11 protein-coding genes and 2 pseudogenes are annotated in these 20840 nt (G+C 72.6%); all 13 read right to left on the bottom strand.

Going from position 1 to position 20840, the window contains the following annotated elements:
- Positions 1-123: 123 nt before the first annotated feature.
- Positions 124-780: pseudogene (gene gspM / locus AC1PME_RS17725) on the bottom strand (type II secretion system protein GspM); the annotation flags it as partial.
- Complete coding sequence (locus tag AC1PME_RS17730) at positions 761-1885, bottom strand: PilN domain-containing protein (protein ID WP_254459157.1); 1125 nt, start codon at positions 1883-1885, stop codon at positions 761-763. The pseudogene gspM and the gene AC1PME_RS17730, both read right to left, overlap by 20 nt.
- Complete coding sequence (locus tag AC1PME_RS17735; protein WP_481096569.1) at positions 1882-2739, bottom strand: type II secretion system minor pseudopilin; 858 nt, start codon at positions 2737-2739, stop codon at positions 1882-1884. The genes AC1PME_RS17730 and AC1PME_RS17735 overlap by 4 nt, the downstream gene beginning before the upstream one ends.
- Positions 2736-3389, bottom strand: coding sequence for a type II secretion system protein J (locus AC1PME_RS17740; RefSeq protein WP_481096570.1), 654 nt, complete (start codon positions 3387-3389; stop codon positions 2736-2738). The genes AC1PME_RS17735 and AC1PME_RS17740 overlap by 4 nt, the downstream gene beginning before the upstream one ends.
- Entirely contained in the window at positions 3386-3802 is a 417-nt protein-coding gene (gene xpsI, locus AC1PME_RS17745; protein WP_254459160.1) for a type II secretion system protein XpsI, read from the bottom strand. The genes AC1PME_RS17740 and xpsI overlap by 4 nt, the downstream gene beginning before the upstream one ends.
- Positions 3799-4248 carry a type II secretion system protein XpsH gene (gene xpsH / locus AC1PME_RS17750; protein ID WP_254461469.1) on the bottom strand — a complete coding sequence of 150 codons (450 nt, stop codon included), beginning with the start codon at positions 4246-4248 and terminating at the stop codon, positions 3799-3801. The genes xpsI and xpsH overlap by 4 nt, the downstream gene beginning before the upstream one ends.
- A 78-nt stretch (positions 4249-4326) precedes the next feature.
- A complete protein-coding gene (gene gspG / locus AC1PME_RS17755) occupies positions 4327-4764 on the bottom strand; it encodes a type II secretion system major pseudopilin GspG (protein WP_026143220.1) in 438 nt (145 codons plus the stop codon).
- Positions 4765-5136: 372 nt separating this feature from the next.
- The gene (xpsF, locus tag AC1PME_RS17760) at positions 5137-6351 is read right to left on the bottom strand and encodes a type II secretion system protein XpsF (protein WP_254459161.1); all 1215 of its coding nucleotides are present in this window, start codon (positions 6349-6351) and stop codon (positions 5137-5139) included.
- A 133-nt stretch (positions 6352-6484) separates the two neighbouring features.
- On the bottom strand, positions 6485-8215 hold the full coding sequence (gene gspE, locus AC1PME_RS17765; protein ID WP_254459162.1) for a type II secretion system ATPase GspE: 1731 nt from the start codon (positions 8213-8215) through the stop codon (positions 6485-6487).
- Positions 8216-8522: 307 nt separating this feature from the next.
- The gene (locus AC1PME_RS17770) at positions 8523-10418 is read right to left on the bottom strand and encodes a S8 family peptidase (RefSeq protein WP_481096571.1); all 1896 of its coding nucleotides are present in this window, start codon (positions 10416-10418) and stop codon (positions 8523-8525) included.
- A 156-nt stretch (positions 10419-10574) separates the two neighbouring features.
- Positions 10575-15590 (bottom strand): beta strand repeat-containing protein, encoded by a 5016-nt coding sequence (locus AC1PME_RS17775; protein ID WP_481098144.1) that lies wholly within the window; start codon positions 15588-15590, stop codon positions 10575-10577.
- Positions 15567-15884: pseudogene (locus AC1PME_RS17780) on the bottom strand (ESPR domain-containing protein); the annotation flags it as partial. The gene AC1PME_RS17775 and the pseudogene AC1PME_RS17780, both read right to left, overlap by 24 nt.
- 757 nt (positions 15885-16641) lie before the next feature.
- The gene (purL, locus tag AC1PME_RS17785; protein WP_481096572.1) at positions 16642-20697 is read right to left on the bottom strand and encodes a phosphoribosylformylglycinamidine synthase; all 4056 of its coding nucleotides are present in this window, start codon (positions 20695-20697) and stop codon (positions 16642-16644) included.
- Between the last annotated feature and the right edge of the window lie 143 nt (positions 20698-20840).

Below are 20840 nucleotides of genomic sequence, written 5' to 3' on the forward strand. Positions count from 1 at the left end.
CAGGTCCGCCGGCGCGGCAGCCGGGGCGCCCGGCAGGTTGGTCGCGCCGGGCGCGGCCGGCGGCGACGGCACCGTGGCCGGCTCGCTCGGCCCGGCGCCGGCGGAACCGCCGGCGTTCATCACCGGGGCGGTCGCGGCGGGTGCCGCCGCCGCGGAGGGGTCCGGTGCGGCGGACGCCGGCGGCGCCGGCATCGCGTTCGGGCGCAGGTAGCCGGCCAGTTCGAAGGCCACGTCCAGGCCGTTGCCGCTTTCGCCCGGCGAGAGCTGGTAGCGCTGCGCCATCACGTTGAGGTTGTCGATGAACAGCGCCGGCGTGCCGCTCTCCAGCGCATGCAGCACGGCGGCCAGTTCCGGCGTGCCACAGCGCAGGCGCACCTGCACCGCGACCCGGGTGAAGCGGTCGCTGCGGTTGTCGGCGGCCAGCGGCGAGCGGTTGCTGATCGCGCAACTGCGGTTGCCCGGGCTGGCCGTGGCCACTGCGCTCTCCAGGCGCTGCACCAGGCCGGCCGAGGCCAGCTCGGCCGAAGTCTCGCGCAGGAAACCCGGGCGCGTGGCCAGTTCGCGCTGCGCCTGCTGCAGCCGTTGCGCCACCTGCGGCGCCTGCTGCAACTGCATGCGCACGCGCAACTCGCGCTGGCGCAGTTCCTGGAGCTGCGCATCGACCTCGCGCATCGGCACAGTCCACCACGGATGCACCAGCACCAGGTAGCCCAGCGCCAGCGCCGCCAGCAGCAGGCCCAGGGCCAGCCAGCGGTCGCGCTTATCGACCTGCACCGGCATCGGCGGCCTCCTTGCGCTTGGTCCCGGCCAGTTCGGCGGTGAGGGTGAAGCGGTCGCGGTGGCTGCCGGGGTCGGCCTGCAGCACGCCGGTCAGCGACGGCGTGCGCCACAGCGGCGAGCCTTCCAGCCGCCCGACCAGCGACGAGGCTTCGCTGCTGAGGCCGATCAACTGCAACTGATTGCCCTCGATCGAGAACTTCTCCAGATAGGTGCCCTCCGGCAGGCGCTTGCTCAGTTCGTTCCAGACCTCCACCGAGGCCGGGCGCTCGGCGCGCAGTTGGTCGAAGAACGCGGCGCCTTCGACCAGGTCGAGCAGTTGCTGGCGCTGCGCGGCCACCGCGCGCGCGCGCTGCGCGCCGCTGTCCACCTGCGTGCGCAGGTGCTCCAGCGCGTCGCGGCGGTTGTCCAGCAGTTGCCAGCCGGCCGCAAACAGCGCCAGCAGCGCGGTGGCGGCGAGAATCGCGTTCCAGCGCCGCATCGGGTCGGCGCGACGGTGGCGCTGTTCCTGCGGCAGCAGGTTCACCCCCAGCGGCGCGCCGTCGCTGCCGGCGACGTCGATGCCGGCCAGGGTCGGGCGCAGCGCGCCGGCGCTGGCCTGCAGGTCGTCGAGCACGCGGCGCGGGGCCACCACCAGTTCGACATCGAGCTGGGCGTCGTCGCGGCGGCCGTCGGCGCGCACGTCGTAGATCACCTGGTCGGCCTGGAACGGGGTCTGCCGGTCGATCTCGAACTTCACCACCTCGCGCAGGTGCTCGGCCGCCGCCGCCGGCAGGCGCAGCCGGCGTTGCAGCGCCGCCTCGGCCGGCAGCAGCCACACCCGCGGCAGCGCCGCCAGGCGCGGCCCCAGCAGCGCATCCAGTTCGTCGGGCAGCAGCGGCCACGGCAACGCCAGCGGCGCGCCCAGCTCGGACTCGACCTGCCGCGCCAGCATCAGTTGCTCGCCCTGGCGCCACAGCAGCAGCCGCGCCTGCGACCAGCCCAGCTGCAGCTGCCAGCGCGGCGGCAGCCACGCCATCAGCGACCGCTGCCACCAGGACAGCAGCCCGCCCGCACCGGGGGCGATGCGTACGCCAAGTTTGTCCATCGTGTCGCGCCACGCCGTCATCGCACCGTCGTTCCTTCTTCCCAACGCAGCACAGTGTAGGCGGAGCCCGGCAGCGCCGACGAGCCTGGGCGCACCACCGCGCGCAACACGCCCTCGCGGCCATTGCCCAGCCGCGCCCGGCTTTCGATGCTGTAGGTGCCGCCACCGCCCAGGCCGACCATGCCGAGCTGGGTCTGATCGGTGCGTTCGCGCTGCGCCAGCACCTGCTGCGCGTCCAGGCCGAGCGCGGTCAGCACCGGCCCCGGCGCGAAGTCCGGTGTCGGCCGCGACACGCCGGCGTACAGGGTCAGGTTGGGCAGCAGCTTGGCGTACAACGCAGGGTCCATCCCCAGCACCAGTTGCAGTTCGGCCAGGCTCTCGAACGGCGCATCCTTGGCGCCGTAGGGCAGGCCGGCGGCGGCGTAATCCGGATCCTCGGCGCCGTTGGGCTGGGTCAGGTTGTCCGGATCGCGCCAGTCCACGATCGCCGCGGCGATGCGCTCGGCGCGCTGCGGATCCTCGCCGACCGCGCGCACCAGCGCCGCCAGCAGCGGCGCATCGGCCATGTTCAGGTCGACCTTGCCGCTCTCGTCGGTGACCCGCAGGTCGACCGTGGCGCCTTCGTACTGCCAACGGTAGCGCCGGCCGTCGGCACGCCAGCCCGGCTGCGTGGCGGTGCCGGCGAGCCGGGTCAGCGCGTATTCCAGGCCGGCGCGGGCGCGCTCCTGCGCCTCGGCGCCGTCGCCGAGCACCTTGCCCTGCAGGTTCTCGGTGCGCGCGGTCAGCGCGAAGGCGCCGATCAGGGCGGTCAGCAGCGCGATCAGCCACAGCACCAGCACCAGCGCCGCGCCGCGGTTGTTGCGTGCCGCGTTCACTGCCGCATCTCCGCGCCGCCGGCCTGGCGCAGCGCCACCACCAGCGGCGGCCACGCCACGCCGTCGCCGCTGCGCAGCTCGATCGAGACCAGCAGCGGCAGCGTGTCGGTGCGCTCCCAGCGCTCCTGCCACGGGCCGATGGTGCCGCGCTCCGGGTCCAGGCCGCGGTAGCGGAAGCGCACCTCGCGCAGGTCGCGCGCCAGCGGCTCGGGCGGACGCGGCGGCGTCTCGGCCAGTTGCTTGCCGGCCTGTACCTGCACCAGCGCGATCGTCAGCTGCCGGTGGTCGCCGTCGCCGCTGACCCGCAGGTCGTGCAGGTAGGGGCCGCCGCGGCCGAGGTACTCGGGCAGATCGGCCACGAACTGCATGCGCTGCGGTTCGCCGACGAAGCGCACCGGCTGCAGGGTGTGCGTGTCGATGTCCAGCGGCAGCGACTGCGCGCCGCTCAGGCGCCGGCGCAGGAAGCCCTCGACCGCACGCATGCGTTCGCTGCGCCCGGCGATCGCCTCGCCGCGGCCGCTGATCGCCATCGCCGAGCGCAGCGTGGCGAAGGCCAACGTCAGGCCGCCGACCAGCAGCACCGTGGCCAGCAGCACCTCGATCAAGGTGAAGCCGCGCATCCCGGCGCGGCGCGGCGCGCACAGGCTCATTGCGGCACCCCGGCGCTCTGCGGCGCGACCAGGCGCAGGGTCTTCCACTGCAGCGCCTGCGCCGGCGCCTCGCCCCAGCGCACCTGCAGGGTCAGTTGCAGCAGGGTCGGCGCGCCGGGCACCACCGCCGCATCCGGCGGGCGCCGCGGATCCGCGTAGGGCGCCACGTCCAGGGTCCAGCGGTAGCCGCCCTGCTCCAGCGTGCCCTGGCTGCGCCCCGGCTGCAGCGGCTGCTCCACGCCCTGCGCCGCCAGCAGCGACTGCGCGTACAGGGTCGCGCGGCTCAATTGGTCGGCGCGCTGCACCTGGCGCGCGGCGCCGGACAGCGAGCCGAGCAGCAGGGTCAGCGCCAGCGCCAGCAGCGCGAACGCCACGATCACCTCGATCAGGGTGTAGCCGCGCTGGCGGTTCATGAGCCCGCCTGCTCCGGCGCGCGCCCGACCGTGACCTCGCCGGTCAGCCAGGTCACGTCGATGCGCCAGCGCGCCTGGCGCGCCTGCAGCTCGATGCGCCCGCCGGTGGAGGCGCCGTCCTCGAAGAACTGGATCGCGCCCTCGCCGTCGCGGCGCTGCGCCTGGCGCGCGCCGGTGAAGCGGATCGTCAGCGACGGCGGAATCTCGCCGTGGCGGCCGTTGGGCGCCTGCCAGCGGTGCGCCTGCGGGTCGATCAGGAAGCGCTGCGGCTGGCCGCTGGCGATCGCCTGGGTGCGGGTGTAGCGCAGTTGCGAGGCGATCTCCTTGGCCGCCGAGCGCAGGCGCATGCCGTCGATGCCGCCGGTCAGCACCGAGGCCGCCAGCAGCGCGGCGATCGCGATCAGGCCCACCACCAGCAACATCTCCAGCAGCGACACGCCGCGCATGCGCGCACGCGCAGCCGGCGCGCCCGCCGGCGCGCCGAAGCGCAGCGCGCCGGCAGGGGCCTGGATCACGGCGCCGGATCACTCGTACTTGATGTCGGCGTCGTAACTGCTGCCGCCGGGCTGGCCATCCTTGCCGAGGCTGATCAGGTCGAACGGGCGGCCTTCGCCGGGCACCTTGTATTCGATCGGGTGGCCCCAGGGGTCGTTCAGTTCGGCGGGCTTGGCGTACGGGCCGAGCCAGCCGCTGACGCCGCCCGGCGCGGTGACCAGGTCGTCGAGCTTGGACGGCAGCTTGCCGGTATCGAGCTGGTAGTTGTCGACCTTGCCGGCCAGGGTCTGGATCTGCGACTTGGCCAGGTTGGCCTTGCCGCGGTCGGCGCCGCCGAGCACGCGGCTGCCGACCAGGGTCAGCACCGCGCCGATCAGCACGATGACGATGATGATTTCCAGCAGGCTCATGCCCGCCTGGCGTGCGGCGGACGGGGAACGGGTCAGGGAGCGGCGGAGAGTACGCATTGCATCGGATCCTTGCGGTGGAAGACCTATGTAGCCGAACACGGTGACGATGGCTGCCGGCGCCAGCCGGCGGTACAGCGGCGCGTCACGCACGCCGTCACACCTGGCAGCGGAGGATCCGTGCCGCGCGCACGCACGGCCGCGGCTGGCGCGCGCGGCGCCGCTGGCAATGGGACAGGGCCGACGGCCGAAGGTTCCCGCCCGGGACCGCGCGGCGTCACAGTCCGCGACAGCCGTCCGAGGCCAGGCCATGCGCGGGCGGGCGGCGCCCCATCCGCCATGGCGCACCACGCGGACGCCGCGGGCAAGGCCACCGCCCTGCATGGCGCCGCAGTCCCGGCGCCGGACACGCCGGCCCGGCCCGCCATGACCTCACCCAATCGCATTGGTAAGGTCGTAGAGGGGGACGAGGACGGAGATGATCACCAGGCCGACCACCGAGGCCAGGACCAGGGTGATCGCCGGCACCATCGCCGCCAGCAGGCGGTCGATGGCCTGCGCGGTCTCCTGCTCGAAGGTGTCGGCGGTCTTCAGCAGCATGATGTCCAGCGCGCCCGATTCCTCGCCGACCTGGATCATCTGCAGGGCCAGGCGCGGGAAGCGCTTGCCCTTGGACAGCGAGGCCGACAGCCCATGGCCGTTCTTGACGTCGTCGGCGGCGGCGCCGACGTCGGCGGTCAGCGCCAGGTTCGACAGCACGTTGCGGGAGATGCCCAGCGCCGCCAGCAGCGGCACGCCGTTGCGCAGCAGGGTGCCGAGGGTGCGGGTCAGGCGCGCGGTCTCCAGCCGCGAAATCAGCACGCCGACGAAGCGCTGGCGCAGCAGCCAGGCGTCGAAGCTGGCGCGGAACGCGGGGTCGCGGCGCTTGCGGTCCACCGCCAGGATGATCACCCCGGGCACCACCAGCAGCACGATCCACCAGTCGCGCACGAACAGGCCCACGCTCAGCACCGCCTGGGTGAACCACGGCAGGGCCACGTCCAGGCTCTCGTACATCTGCGCGAACTGCGGTACCACGTAGCCGAGCAGGAACAGCAGCGCGCAGCCGACCACGCTGACCAGGATCGCCGGATAGATCAGTGCGTTGATCACCCGCCCGCGCAGTTCGCGGCTGCGTTCCAGGTATTCGGCCAGGCGCTGCAGGGTGTCGTGCAGGCTGCCGCCGGCCTCGCCGGCGCGCACCATGTTGATGTACAGGCGCGAGAACAGCCCGTGCTGGCGCTCCAGCGCGGTGGACAGCGGCGCGCCGCCGCGCACCGCGTCGCGGATGTCGCCGACGGTGCGCTTGGAGCGTTCGTCCTCGGGCAGTTCGAGCAGGATCGACAGCGCGCGGTCCAGCGGCTGGCCGGCGCCGAGCAGGGTCGCCAATTGCTGGGTGAACTGCACCAGCGCCGCGCCGTCGAACGGCTTGGGCCGGAACAGCCCACGCAGCGAGGTGCCACCGCCCTCGGCGGCGAGCCGGGCCTGCATCGGCATGTGCCCCTGCTCCTGCAGGCGCAGCGCCACCTCCGCCTCGCTGGCGGCTTCCATCTGCCCTTCCAGGATCTCGCCGTGCGAGTCCAGGGCCTTGTAGCGGTACAGGGGCATCAGGGCTGGGAATGGGGAATGGGGAATCGGGAGTGGGAAAGCGCGTCGTGCACGTTCGCTGCGTACCCGGGCGCCGGCCGCGAGCGCATGGCGAAGCACCACGCTGCCATCGCCGGAGCGCATGCCGCGCGCATCAGGTTTCCTCCGTCACGCGCAGCACTTCCTCGATCGTGGTCTGGCCGCTGAGCGCCTTGGCCAGGCCGTCCTCGTACATGGTGCGCATGCCGGCCTCGCGCGCCAGCTGCTCGATCTCGCCCATGCCGGCGTGGCGCATCACCGCACGCCGCAGCGCGTCGTTCATCACCAGGAATTCCATGATGGTGGTGCGGCCCACGTAGCCGGTCGGGGCGAGCGCCGAGGGCCGCGGGCGGTACAGGAAGATCTCGCCTTCCGGCTGCAGCCGGCGCAGCTCGAACTTCTCGATCTCCTCCGGCGAGGCCGCGTAGCGCTCGGCGTGGGTCGGCTCCAGCCGCCGCACCAGGCGCTGGGCGAGGATGCCGTTGATGGTGGAGGTCAGCAGGTAGTCCTCCACGCCCATGTCGAGCAGGCGGGTGATGCCGCCGGCGGCGTTGTTGGTGTGCAGGGTGGACAGCACCAGGTGGCCGGTCAGCGCGGACTGGATGGCGATGCGCGCGGTCTCCAGGTCGCGCATTTCGCCGATCATGATGATGTCCGGGTCCTGGCGCACGATGCTGCGCAGCGCATGCGAGAAATCCAGGCCGATCTGCGGCTTGGCCTGGATCTGGTTGATGCCCTCGATCTGGTACTCGACCGGATCCTCGACGGTGATGATCTTAACGTCGGCGGTGTTGAGCTGGCTCAGCGCGGTGTACAGCGTGGTGGTCTTGCCCGAGCCGGTGGGGCCGGTGACCAGCAGGATGCCGTGCGGCTGCTCCAGCACCTTGCGGAACTGCGGCAGGAACGCGTCGGTGAAGCCGAGCCGGTGGAAGTCGAACACCACGGTCTCGCGGTCGAGCAGGCGCATCACCACGCTCTCGCCGTGCGCGGTGGGCACGGTGCTCACGCGCAGGTCCAGTTCCTTGCCCTGCACGCGCAGCATGATGCGGCCGTCCTGCGGCAGGCGGCGCTCGGCGATGTTGAGCTTGGCCATGATCTTGACGCGGCTGATCACCGCCGCGGTCAGGTTGGCCGGCGGGCTCTCGCCGTCGATCAGCACGCCGTCGACGCGGTAGCGCACCTTCAGCCGGCTCTCGAACGGTTCGATGTGGATGTCCGAGGCGCGCAGTTCCACCGCGCGCTGGATCACCAGGTTCACCAGCCGGATCACCGGCGCCTCGGAGGCGAGATCGCGCAGATGTTCGATGTCGTCGGCGGCGACGCTGTCGCCGTCGGCGGTCTCCACGATCGCGCCCATCGCGCTGCGGCCCTGGCCGAACCAGCGCTCGATCAGGTCGTCGATCTCCGAGCGCAGGCCGACCCGCGGCAGCACCTGCAGGCCGGTGGCCAGGCGTACCGCGTCGGCGGCATAGGCGTCGTGCGGATCGGCCATCCACAGTTCCAGCACGCCGTCGCGCTCGCCCAGCGGACACACATGGAACTGCTTGAGGAAGCGCAGCGACAACGGTTGCGCCTCGGGCAGGCTTTCCGGCGCGGTGGCCGGCAGCTGCTTGGCGTCCAGCAGCGGCAGGCCCAGGACCTCGGCGCTGAGTTCGGCATGGTCGCGCTCGGAGACCAGGCCCAGGCGCGCCAGCAACGCCAGCAGGCCGCCGCCGGACTCGCGCTGCAACTGCCGCGCGCGCGCCAGGTCGCCGTCCTTGAGCCGGCCCTTGGCCAGCAACGCCTCGATGATGCGGGTTTCGGGCGTATCGACGGCGACGGCAGTGTCCTTCACGAGCGCGTTCACGCTATCCCTCCCAGATGACCGTGCGACTTTAGCAGTTCGGCGCGACCCGACGCCGAATCCGGCGCGCGCCGTCGCCACTGTCTACCGGGCGGCAGGGTGCCGACCCGGCGGCGCCCGTCGCGGTCATCGCACTGACATGCCAGAAGAATAAGCTGAGCAGGCCCGCCGCCGCGGCCACCAGCGCCTGGTGTTCCATGCGCTCGGCGACTCGGCGATCGTCGGGCCGGTGCGCCGGCCCCAGACGCAGGAAACCCGGCCGGAGCCGGGTTTCCTGGGACCGCGTGGCGCTTCCCTGCGCCGCGTGCGCTTACTGGCGCGCGACCAGGCTGACGCCGCTGTAGGCGCTCTCGCCGACCAGCTTGATGTAGTAGGTGCCGGCCTGCGGCGCGGTGAAGCGCACCGTCTCGTTGTTGCCCGGACGGGTCGACTTGGCGTCGGCGTTGCCGGCACTCGGCTCCTTGCCGAAGCTCACGTACAGCGAGACGTTGCCGCTGCCGCCGTAGGTGAGGAAGCTCAGCACCGCACCGGCCTTGGCCTCGAAGCTGTACAGCGCCTCGTTGCCCGCGGCGCCGGCCAGACCCGCGACCGCCACCTTGTTGGTCAGCGCGGTCGCGGTCGGCGCGCACTGCTCGGTGGCCGGATCGCACGGCTCTTCCAGCGCCTTGGCCAGCGCGGCCTTGGCATCGACAATGCCGGTGCCGATCGGGGTACTGGACGGGATCGACACCGGGAACGGTCGCGCGGTCTGCTTGAGCAGGGTCTCCAGCGCGGCCGGGGTCAGCGGCGCCTTGCCCGCGGCGATCAGCGCGCTCTGCACCAGCGCCGCCACCGCCGCCACGTGCGGCGAGGCCATCGAGGTGCCGCCCATGCCCATGTAGGTGTAGTTGCCGGAGGTGGGCGTGGTCGCGCCGGTGTAGCCGTTCTGCCAGACGTAGCCGCCCGGGTTGCCGTCGACGCTGCCGCCGCCGCCGGGACCGGACAGGTCCACCTTGGCGCCGTAGTTGGAGTAATAGGTGATGCCGCCGGTGATGCGGGTGGCGCCGACCGCGATCACGTTGTCGCAGCTGGCCGGGCTGAAGTTGGCGGCGTTGGCGGTGTTGTTGCCGGCGGCCACCACCACCGTGGTACCGCGCGACACCGCGCCGTTGATCGCGTCCTGGGTGACGCTGTCGCAGGCGCCGCTGCCGCCCAGCGACATGTTGATCACTTCGGCCGGGTTCTGGTTGGCCGGCACGCCGGACACGGTGCCGCCCGAGGCCCAGATGATCGCGTCGGCGATGTCGGAGGTGTAGCCGCCGCACTTGCCGAGCACGCGCACCGGCAGCACGGTGGCGTTGGGCGCCACGCCGGCCATGCCGACGCCGTTGTTGGTCGCTTCGGCCACGGTGCCGGCGACGTGGCTACCGTGCCAGGAGCTGTCCTCGGCCGACGAGCCGGTGTAGCACTCATTGGCGTTCTCGACCCAATCGCCGTAGTCCAGCGCGCCCGGTACGCGGGCATCGGTCGGACGCCGCGAGGTCGCCGCGTCGGAAATGAAGTCGTAGCCCTGCAGCAGGTTCACCGCCACGTCCGGATGGTTCGGCAGGATGCCGGTATCGAGCACCGCCACCACCACGCCGTCGCCCTTGGACACGTCCCACGCGGCCGGCGCGTTGATGCCGCCGTTGGCGTTGCTGTAGTGCCACTGGTACTGCGCGTACAGCGGATCGTTGGGCACGAACTGCGGCTGCACCTGCGCCTTGGCCCGCAGCACTTCCACCGGCCGCAGCTTGGCGTCGACCTGCGCGTATTTCACCGCCGGGTCGGCGGCGATTTCCGCCACCACCTTGTCCACGTCGGCCTTGCTCAGCTTGCCGGTCAGGCGGATCAGGTCCGCGCCGATGCCCAGGGTGCGCACGTACTCGGCGCGCACGCTGGCCGCGGCCGCGCGCGAGATGCCGTTGCCGCCGCCGAGGCTGGCGCGGCCCACCGCCGACTGCACCGCCGACAGCTTGGCGCTGCGGTCGCTGGCCGCGGCGCTGCCGGCGTTGTAGCGCACCAGGATGCGGTTGGAGGTCACCGCATCGGCCGGCGCGGACCTGCCCGGCTCCTTGACCGGCAGCGGCGCCGAAGCGCCGGCCGCGACTGCGCTCGAGGCGCCCAGCGACATCGCCAGCATGGCGGCGGCGATGGCATTGATACGAAGGTTTTGCTTGTCGATCACGTTGACGTCCTCTTCAAAGTTTCGTGGATCAGGCGACAGTTGCGGCCGTAAAACTCCCTTTTCCGAATCCGTTGGCCGGCCCAGCCAAGGTCCTGTGGTCTGCCCCCTCAGGCCGTTGCGTGGCGGACGGCGGCACGCGCCGCCGTCCGCGATGGATCACCAGCCGAAACCGGCACCGATGCCGATGGAGCTGTCGTCGCCGCTGAAGGCACCGCCGATGGTCACCGTGGCGCGGTCGCTGAAGGCGCGCTGGTAACCCACCGACAGCGCCGACTCGCCGTTCTGGAAGCCGATGCCGGCGCCGACCCGGTTCTGGGTGCGGATGCCGGCAGCGCTGGTGGCCATGTTGAGCATGGCCGCGCTCATCGCGCCCTGGCGGTCGATGCGACGGTCCTGGTCGCGCAAGCGCGCATCGACGTCGCCGCGCAGCACCTCGAAGCTGTCGGCCATGGTGCCGAAGCGCGCATCGGTGTACGACTTGGCGGTGGCCACACCGTTGTCGAGCTGGCTCTTGTTGACCGCATCGGTGGCCTGGGTGCCGGCGGCGACGTGGGCGAGCTGGCGCTCGTTGCCGGCGCTGCCGATCGAGACCGTCTGTGCGCGATCGGCCACCGACCCCTGGCCCAGCGCCACCGCGCCCTGCGCCGTGGCGCTGGCGCCCTGGCCGATGGCGGTGCCCGAGGCCGCGCTGACGCTGGCGCCCTCGCCCATCGCCACCGCATTGGTCGCCACCGCCGCGATGTGGCTGTTGGCGCCCACCGCGGTGCTGCCGTCGGCATTGACCTTGGCGTTGCTGCCGATCGCGGTGTCGTTGGGGCCGTGCGCGTAGGCGCTGCCGCCGATCGCGGTGCCGGTGACGTCGTTGGCGCGTGCGGCAGCGCCGACCGCGGTGGCAGCGGCGGCCACCGCCGTGCTTTCGCCGACCTGCGCGGTGCCGATGCTGCCGGACACGGGCGTCGCCGCCGCGGTTGCAGCCGTCGCGGCCGATGCCGCAGGCGCGGCCTCGCTGGCCTGCGCAGCCACCGCACTGGCGCTGACCATGCGCGCGCTGCGGGCCACGGTGGCGCTGCCGCCGGTGCGCGCATCCAGTTCGCTGACCTTGCCGTCCAGCGCCGCCAGCGCCGCGCCGACGTTGTTGTAGCTGGCACCCTGGATCACGTAGGTCGGCGCCACGAACAGGCCCTGCGCGCCGAGCCCGGCGCCGCCGCCCAGGAACGTGGCCATGTTGCTCAGCGACTGGTACAGCTGGCCGCCGTTGATCGCCTCGGTGCTGCCGGCGGCCACGCTGCCGGCGGTCAGGTTGACGATGCGCCGGGTGGCCGGACCGCCGCGGCCGTTGCCGCTGCCCAGCGACACAGTGTCGGCCTCGTACGCCCGCGAACCGGCGCCGAGCGCGACTGCGTTGTCCGCGGAGACGCCGGCATTGGCGCCGAGCGCGACGCCGTTGCTGCCGCTGTTGCGGACGAAGCTGTTGTAGCCCATCGCCACGCCGTTCTCGCCGATCGCATTGGTCTGCAGGCCGATCGCGGTGCTGCGCGCGCCGGTCGCCGAGCTGCCGGCACCGGTGGCGGTGGCACCGGCGCCGGCGGCGACGCTGCCCACGCCCAGCGCGGAACTGCGCAGGCCGCTGGCGGTGGCGCCGGCACCGGCCGCGGTGCTGTCCACGCCGCTGGCGCTGGCCACCGCGGTGCCGGAACTCTGGAAGCGCGCACTGGTGTCGCCGGCGGCCGAGGCCACCGCGTCCAGCTGCGCCTTGTTCACCGCATCGGTGGCGTTGACCGCGGCCCCGACATTGGTGATGCGGCGCGTGGCCGGCGCGGTGACGCCGTTGCCGCCGCCCACCGACACCACGTTGGCTTCGCTGGTGCGCGCGCCCGAGCCCAGGGCCACGCTGCCGGCGCCGCTGGCCGAGGCATTGATGCCCAGCGCCGTGGCATTGGCGCCGCCGTAGGCGAAGGCGTTCTGGCCGATCGCGGTGCCGCCCTGCGCGGTGGCCCAGGCGAACTGGCCGACCGAGGTGGTCTGCGCCGCGGTGGCCCAGGCCGAGGCACCGAGCGCGGTCGCGTCCTCGCCGGTGGCACGGGCGCTGTAGCCCAGCGCCGCGGCATACGCGCCGGACGCGGTGCTGCCCCAGCCCAGCGCCGAGGCGTAGTTGCCCGCGGCCGCCGCCCCGTAGCCGAACGCACTGGTGCGGGTGCCGCTGGCGTTGCTGAAGGCGCCGACCGCGGTGCTGTAGTCGCTGCCGGCGGTGGCCTTGTAGCCGTTGGCGGTGGCCTGCAGTCCGCTGGCGAGGGCGCCGGCGCCGCTGGCGCTGCTGAACGTGCCGCTGGCCTGCGCCCCGGCGCCCAGCGCGGTGGCGCCGGCGGCGCTGGCGGTGGTGGTGCCGTCGAGCAGCACGTTGCCGGCCGCATCGGTGTAGTACAGCGAGCCGCCGATCGCGGTGCTGGATTCGCCGGTGGCGGTGGCGTTGTAGCCGGACGCGGTGGCATAGCGCGCGCCGGCCAGCGCGCCGCTGCCGAACGCCGAGGCGCCGGTGCCGTAGGCGTTGCTGGCCTCGCCGGCGGCGGTGGCGTAGGTGCCTTCCACGTAGCTGCCGACATCGTCGGCCGGATCGCTGCCGCCGTTGGCCTTGAACTGCTTGCCGGTGGCGTCGGCGGACTGCTTCACCGCCTCCAGCTGGGCGACGTTGACCGCGTCGGTGGCCTCGGTGCCGGCGGCGACGCTGGTGATCTGCCGCTCATTGCCGGCGCTGCCCACCGAGACGGTGTTGTCGCGCGCCGCCGTGGAGTTCGCACCCAGCGCCACGCTGTTGATGCCGGACGCGGACGCGCCGTAGCCGAACGCACTGGCGCTGTCGGCGCTGGCGTAGCTGAGGCTGCCGAGCGCGCTGCTGAAGTCGGCGGTGGCGCCGGCGCCGGCGCCGAACGCGGCGCTGTTGGCGCCGGACGCCTCGGCCGGGATCAGCCCGTAGAACGAGGTACCGCCGACCGCCACGCTCTCCTCGCCGGAGGCCACGCTGTACTCGCCCACCGCCACGCTGCTGCTGCCGGACGCGGTGGAGGACACGCCGACCGCGGTGCCGTAGCTGCCGGAGGCGAGCGCGCCATAGCCCAGCGCCGAGGACAGATAGCCGCTGGCCTCGCTGTAGCCGCCGAGCGCGGTGGCGCCGGTGCCCGAGGCGGTGCTGCGGAAACCGGTCGCCGTGGCCTGGTTGTCCGAGGCCACCGCTTCGTTGCCGGTGGCGGTGGCATAGGTGCCGCTGGCCTGCGCGCCGGCGCCGCTGGCGGTGGCGCCGATCTCGCTGGCCTGGGCGTTGCTGCCGATGGCGATGCTGTTCTCGCCCGCGGCCTGGCTGGCATTGCCCAGCGCGACCGCGTCGACGCCGCTGGACACGGCATTGAAGCCGATCGCGGTCGCCCCGGCGGCCACCGCATTGGCGCCGCCGCCGAGCGCGGTGGCGCCGTCGGCGGTGGCGTTGGCCGCCTCGCCGGCGGCCAGCGCGTTGTCGCCGTCGACCAGCGCGCCGGCATCGCTGTCGGCGCTGCCGCTGGCCTGGAAGTACTTGCTGGTAGTCGCTGCCGCCTGCTTCACCGCCTCCAGCTGGGCGACGTTGACCGCGTCGGTGGCCTCGGTGCCGGCGGCGACGTTGGCGATCTGCCGCTCCTTGCCGGCACTGCCCACCGACACGCTGCCGGCACGATCGGCGACCGATCCCTGGCCGAGCGCGACGCTGTCGCTGGCCGCGGCCTTGGCACCGTAGCCCAGCGCGGTGGAATCGTCGGCCTGCGCCCAGGACGCGGCGCCGAACGCGGCGCTGGAGACGCCGTCGGCCGAACTCAGCCAGCCGACCGAGGTGGAGAACGCGCCGTTGGCCCAGGCGCCGGCGCCGAACGCGCTGCCGCCTTCGCCCCGCGCCTCGGTGACGTACTGGCCGAGCACGCTACCGCCCACGGCGGTACTGGACGCGCCGCTGGCCAGGCTGGAAAAGCCCACCGCCACGGCCTCGCCGCCGCTGGCGTTGGCGCCGTAGCCGAACGCGGAGGCAAGGTCGCCGCCGGCCTGGCTGAAGCCGCCGGTGGCGGTCGCGGCCAGCCCGGTGGCGGCGGCGGAGAAGCCGGTGGCGGTGCTCTGCACGCCGTCGGCGCGCGCCGCGGTGCCCAGCGCGGTGGAGAACGCGCCATTGGCCTGCGCGCCGGCGCCGAACGCGCTGGCGCCCTGCTCGGCCGCGGTGGTGGTGCCTTCCAGCAGCACCTCGCCGTTGTCGTCGACGATCGACAGCGCACCGCCGACCGCGGTCGCCGAGGCGCCGACGGCGGTGGCGTTGCTGCCGACCGCGGTGGCGTTGCCGCCCAGCGTGGTGGCGCCGCTGCCCAGCGCGCTGGCGCCGTCGCCGATGGCGTTCGCGCCTTCGCCGGCGGCCACCGCATTGGCGCCCTCGACGTAGGCGCCGGCATCGCTGGCGTCGCTGCCGCTGGACTGGAAGTACTTGGCGGTGGTGTCGGCGGTCTGCCGGACCGCGTCCAGCTGCGCCACATTGACCGCATCGGTGGCCTCGGTGCCGGCGGCCACGTTGGTGATCTGGCGTTCGTCGCCGGCCTTGCCGACCGAGACGCTGTTGTCGCGATCGGCCAGCGCATCGGCGCCCAGCGCCACGCTGTTGCGGCCCTGCGCCACCGCGCTATTGCCCAGCGCGGTGCTGTTGAAGCCGCTGGCGCTGGAGAAGCCGCCGACCGCGGTGGCGTACGCGCCGGTCGCGTCGGCCGCCAGGCCGACCGCGGCGCTGGCCGCACCGGAAGCGATGCTCTCGGCGCCGAGCGCGGTCGCACCATCGCCATTGGCGGTGCTGTAGTAGCCGAGCGCGCTGGACTCCACGCCGCTGGCTTCGCTGAGCGTGCCGCTGGCCACGCTGCCGTCACCGCTGGCGTTGCTGGCCGCGCCGGTCGCGGTGCTCTGTGCGCCGCTGGCATTGCTCTCGGCACCGACCGCGGTGGCGTAGTCGCCGCTGGCGCTGGCGTTGTCGCCGATCTGCACGGCCTGTGCCTGCGCCGCCGTGGGCAGGCCCGCCGCGCCGGCGCCCAGCGCCAGGGCGATCGCGCCGGCCAGGGCCAGGCCGTGCGCACGGGCGGCACGACGGTCGCGGACGAGCGCGCCACGCGCGTCGCCGCTGGCCAGTTCCGATGCCACCACCCACATCCCCAACGCGTTGTTCCAGACCTTGCGATAAATCCGATTCATCGACGACTGCTCCTCAATTCGGCTGGTTTTGGTCAAAAAGCCACCCTCGCCCGGCGTTCCGGCCGGCCGACCCCCTGTCGGTTTTTTGGTGCCGCACGTCCCGATACGGGACCCGAGAGGCTCACGCCTGTCGCTGCTCGGAGCTGAAGATGAACCGAGGTGGAATGCGGAACTGGCCGAAGTGTTAACCCGGTCTCTCGCGTACGTCAAGTTTTTGACTTGCGACGACATAGGCCGTGACAAAGACCGCGAATTCAGGTCGTTTTCGTTAATTTTTCGGTAAATATCAATGAAAACAAGCGGGTTCCGCCAATTTTTCGGCACACACCTTGCCAGTCTTGACACATTGCGTTCGGCGCGATTTCGTTACCCGTCAAGGACTTGACGCAAACGCGTGGTAGGCGCGTCCAGACCCGCCAACGCGAGGCGAGCAACGGACGCGGAGGGCGCCGATTGCGCGAAACACGCAGCCGACGTCGCGCGGCAGCCCGGGCTGGAGCGTTGGAGGTCTGGGAGGGAGCCACGCTTGGCGGCGGCGCAGCGGAGAGCGCCATGCGTGCGCGCCACTGGCCTGCGCGAGACGCCGAATGGCGCAGGCATGCGGACGCTGCCGCCATGACGGCAGCGCCAGAAGCGCCGCGATGCGCGTCGGAGCGGCTTCAGCCGCGACCGCGCACGCTCAGATCATCGGAATGGGGGTTGGGCCGAGACAACGCAGCTCGGCCCACAGGAAAAAACGACGGCATCGACCGCCCAGCCGCCGGCCCGGAGGCTGTCCAGCGTCGGGACTGGAGTCCCTCCCACACGGGATGCGGCGACGCGCGATCCAGCGCCTGCGCCGCGCGACCAATCCAGAGACGCTGCGCGGTGCGCCGCGTGGTGCTGTATCTGCATCCCGCAGCACGCGGCAGCGCCCCCGGCAGCGTGTCGCCGCCGAGGCCGTCCTGGCGCATCGCCATTGCGGCGCACGCCAAGCGCAACGCCGGGCTCAGCCCACCCAGACCCGCGCGTTGCGGAACATGCGCAGCCACGGCGCCTCGTCCGGCCACTCCGCCGGATGCCAGCTGAGGTTGAGCGAGCGCAGGGTGCGCTCGGGATGCGGCATCAGGATCGTCACCCGGCCGTCGTCGCTGGTCAGGCCGGTGATGCCGTCGGGCGAGCCGTTCGGGTTCAGCGGGTACTGCGTGGCGACGGCGCCATGGCCGTCGACGAAACGCAGCGCCACGCGCGCGGCGGCCTGGTCCACCGCGCTGTCGAACTCGGCGCGGCCTTCGCCGTGCGCCACCGCCACCGGGATGCGCGAGCCGGCCATGCCACGCAGGAAGATCGACGGCGATTCCACCACTTCCAGCAGGCTGGTGCGCGCCTCGAACTGCTCGCTGCGGTTGCGCAGGAAGCGCGGCCAGTGCTCGGCACCGGGGATGATGTCCTTGAGCTGGCTGAGCATCTGGCAGCCGTTGCACACGCCCAGGGCGAAGCTGTCGCTGCGCGCGAAGAATGCGGCGAAGGCATCGCGCAGCGCCGGCCGCTCCAGGATCGAGGTGGCCCAGCCGCGGCCGGCGCCGAGCACGTCGCCGTAGCTGAAGCCACCGCAGGCGGCCAGGCCGACGAAGTCGGCCAGGTCGACGCGGCCGGCGATCAGGTCGCTCATGTGCACGTCGAAGGCGCGGAACCCGGCCTGTTCGAATGCGTTGGCCATCTCGATCTGGCCGTTGACGCCCTGCTCGCGCAGGATCGCCACCTTCGGCCGCTGGCCGCTGGCCACGAACGGCGCGGCGATGTCCTCGGCCGGGTCGAAGGCCAGCTTCGGCTTCAGCCCGGGCGCGGCGAAGTCGCGCGCCAGCGCGCGCTCCTCGGCGGCGCTGTCGGGGTTGTCGCGCAGCGTCTGCATGGCGTGGGTCACCGACCACCAGGCGTCGAACAGCTCCTCCCAGCGCCATTCGGCCAGGGTCTTGCCGCCCAGGCCCACGCGCACCGCCGCCGCGGTGCTGGGGCGGGCGATGCGCTGCGCGCATTCGGTCAGCGCGTGGCGCTCGACCAGGTCGGCGAAGGCGGCGCGGTCTTCGCGCGCGACCTGCACCACCGCGCCCAGTTCCTCGTTGAACAAACTGCGGAACGGATCGTCGCCCCAGGCATCGAGGGTGATGTCCAGCCCCTGCCGCGAGGCGAACGCCATCTCGCACAGCGCGGCGAACGCGCCGCCGTCGCTGCGGTCGTGATACGCCAGCAGCAAGCCGGCCTCGCGCGCATCGCGGATCAGCTCGAAGAACGCGCGCAGCCGCTGCGGGTCGTCCAGGTCCGGCACCGCCCCGCCGAACGCCGGCAACGCACCGTCGCCATGCACCTGCGCCAGCACCGACCCACCCAGGCGCTGCTTGCCGCCGCCCAGCCCGATCAGCCACAGCTCGCTGTCGGCCTCGCGCGCCAGCAACGGGGTCAACTGCGCCCGCGCATCGGCCACCGGCGCGAACGCGGAGACGATGAGCGAGACGGGCGAGACGGATTTGTGGGTTTTGCCAGGACTGGAGAAGGGGGAATCGGGAATCGCGGAAGCGGCGGCATCGGTGGCGGACGCATCGCGCTTTTCCCCATTCCCGATTCCCGATTCCCGATTCACGGCGGTCACCGCCCACTGCGCCTGCATCGACAGCGAGTCCTTGCCCACCGGGATGCTCAGGTCCAGCTGCGGGCACAGTTCCATGCCCACCGCCTTGACCGCGGCGTACAGGCGCGCGTCCTCGCCGTCGTGGTTGGCCGCGGCCATCCAGTTCGCCGACAGCTTGACCTGGTCCAGCGCCTGCACCGGCGCCGCGCACAGGTTGGTGATGGCTTCGCCCACCGCCATCCGCGCCGCCGCGGCGGCATCGAGCAGGGCCAGCGGGGTGCGCTCGCCGATCGCCATCGCTTCGCCGGCGTGGGTGTCGAACCCGGCCAGGGTGATCGCGCAATCGGCCAGCGGCAGCTGCCAGGGGCCGATCATCTGCTCGCGCGCGGTCAGGCCGCCGACGCTGCGGTCGCCGATGGTGACCAGGAAGCTCTTGGCCGCCACCGTCGGATGCGCCAGCACCCGCAGCCCGGCCTCGCGCAGGTCCAGCGCATCGGTGTCCAGCTCCGGCCAGCGCGGCGCCGGCGGCTGCCGGGTGTCGCGGTGCATCTTCGGCGGCTTGCCGAAGAGCACGTCCATGGGCAGGTCGATGGGATGCTGGGAATGGGGAGCGGGGAATGGGGAATGGGCAACAGCGAGGTCGGCCGGCGTTTCACCATTCCCGGTTCCCGATTTTCCATTCCCGCCGCCGAGCACCCCGTAGCCCACGACCAGCCTTTCCTCGGCAGTCGCCACGCCCACGGCGGCAAACGGACAGCGCTCGCGCTCGCACAGGGCGGCGAACTCGGCCAGGCGCGCCTGCGGCACGCCGAGCACGTAGCGCTCCTGCGATTCGTTGCACCACAGCTGCATCGGCGACAGCGAGGGGTCGTCGCTGGGCACGCGGTCCAGGTCGATGATCCCGCCCACGCCGGAGTCGTGCAGCAGTTCGGGAATGGCGTTGGACAGGCCGCCGGCGCCGACGTCGTGGAACCAGCGGATCGGGTTGTCCGCGCCCAGCGCCACGCAGCGGTCGATGACCTCCTGCACGCGCCGCTCCATCTCCGGGTTGTCGCGCTGCACGCTGGCGAAATCCAGGTCCTCGGCGCTGTCGCCGGAGGCCACCGAACTGGCCGCGCCGCCGCCCAGGCCGATCAGCATCGCCGGGCCGCCGAGCACGATCACCGCATCGCCGGGCTGCAGCGGGATCTTCTCCACCTGCACGCGGTCGATCGCGCCCAGGCCGCCGGCCAGCATGATCGGCTTGTCGTAGGCGCGGGTCAGGTCCTGCGTTTCCGGCAGTTCGAAGCTGCGGAAATAGCCGAGCAGGTTGGGCCGGCCGAATTCGTTGTTGAACGCGGCGCCGCCGAGCGGGCCGTCCAGCATGATTTCCAGCGCCGGGGCCATGCGCGGGTTGAGCGGGCGCGCGCCCTCCCACGGCTGCGGCAGGGTGGGAATGCGCAGGTGCGAAACGCTGAAGCCGGTCAGGCCGGCCTTGGGCTTGCCGCCGCGGCCGGTGGCGCCCTCGTCGCGGATCTCGCCGCCGGCGCCGGTGGAGGCGCCCGGGAACGGCGCGATCGCGGTCGGGTGGTTGTGGGTCTCGACCTTGATGCAGAACGCCGACGGCGTCACCGGCTCACGGCGGTATTCGCCGCTGGCCGGATCCGGGCGGTAGCGCGCGGCCGGATGCCCTTCCACCACCGCCGCGTTGTCGCTGTAGGCGCTGAGCGTGTGCTGCGGGGTCTGCTGGTGGGTGTGCTTGATCATCCGGAACAGCGAGCGGTCCTGCTCCTTGCCGTCGATGGTCCAGCTGGCGTTGAAGATCTTGTGCCGGCAGTGCTCCGAATTGGCCTGCGCGAACATCATCAGTTCCACGTCGGCCGGAGCGCGGCCGAGCTCGCCGAAGCGCTGGCGCAGGTAGTCGATCTCGTCCTGGGCCAGGGCCAGGCCCAGGCGCGCGTTGGCCGCTTCCAGCTGGTCCAGCGGGATGCGCTCGACCTCGCCGCGCGCCGGCGCCTGGAACAGCGCCTGCGCCTGCGCGGCGCCGTCCAGCAGCGACTGCGTCATCGGATCGTGCAGCAGCTTGGCCAGCGCCGCCTGGTCGGCCGGCGCCTGCGGCCAGCCGGCCAGGTCCAGGCGGGTGCCGCGCTCGACCCGGCGGATCGCCAGGCCGGCGCCGCGGACCAGTTCGGTGGCCTTGCTCGACCAGGGCGAGCGCGTGCCCAGCCGCGGCACCACGTAGCGCGAGCAGGTCCCCGCCGCGGCCGGCGCGGGTGCCTCCTGCGCCTGCAGGATGCGCCGCGCCGCGACCAGATCGAGCGACTCGGCGTTCTCGCCGTCGATGAAGTAGACATGCCAGGCGCCGGCGATACGCACACCGGGAACCAGGGACTGCAGGCGGGTTTCGAGCCGAGCGCGACGGAACGGCGAAAGGGCGGAAGCGCCCTCGAGGACGATCATGTCCGGGGAACCGTGTGAGGAAACGGGCTGGCTATTGTAGCGGAGAGCTGGGAATGGGGATTCGGGAATGGGGAATCGGCACAGCCGGCCGCCGAGCGGGGTCGGCGCACGCGGACGCTAGCGGTGGTTGGGCGCCAGCGGAC

The organism is Xanthomonas sp. NCPPB 901 (genome assembly GCF_056725085.1).

Coding starts and splice junctions, on each gene's coding strand:
- AC1PME_RS17740 (WP_481096570.1), bottom strand. CDS start 3,389: ATGAGCCTGTGCGCGCCGCGCCGCGCCGGGATGCGCGGCTTCACCTTG.
- purL (WP_481096572.1), bottom strand. CDS start 20,697: ATGATCGTCCTCGAGGGCGCTTCCGCCCTTTCGCCGTTCCGTCGCGCT.
- AC1PME_RS17730 (WP_254459157.1), bottom strand. CDS start 1,885: ATGACGGCGTGGCGCGACACGATGGACAAACTTGGCGTACGCATCGCC.
- gspG (WP_026143220.1), bottom strand. CDS start 4,764: ATGCGTACTCTCCGCCGCTCCCTGACCCGTTCCCCGTCCGCCGCACGC.
- xpsF (WP_254459161.1), bottom strand. CDS start 6,351: ATGCCCCTGTACCGCTACAAGGCCCTGGACTCGCACGGCGAGATCCTG.
- xpsI (WP_254459160.1), bottom strand. CDS start 3,802: ATGAACCGCCAGCGCGGCTACACCCTGATCGAGGTGATCGTGGCGTTC.
- xpsH (WP_254461469.1), bottom strand. CDS start 4,248: ATGCGCGGCGTGTCGCTGCTGGAGATGTTGCTGGTGGTGGGCCTGATC.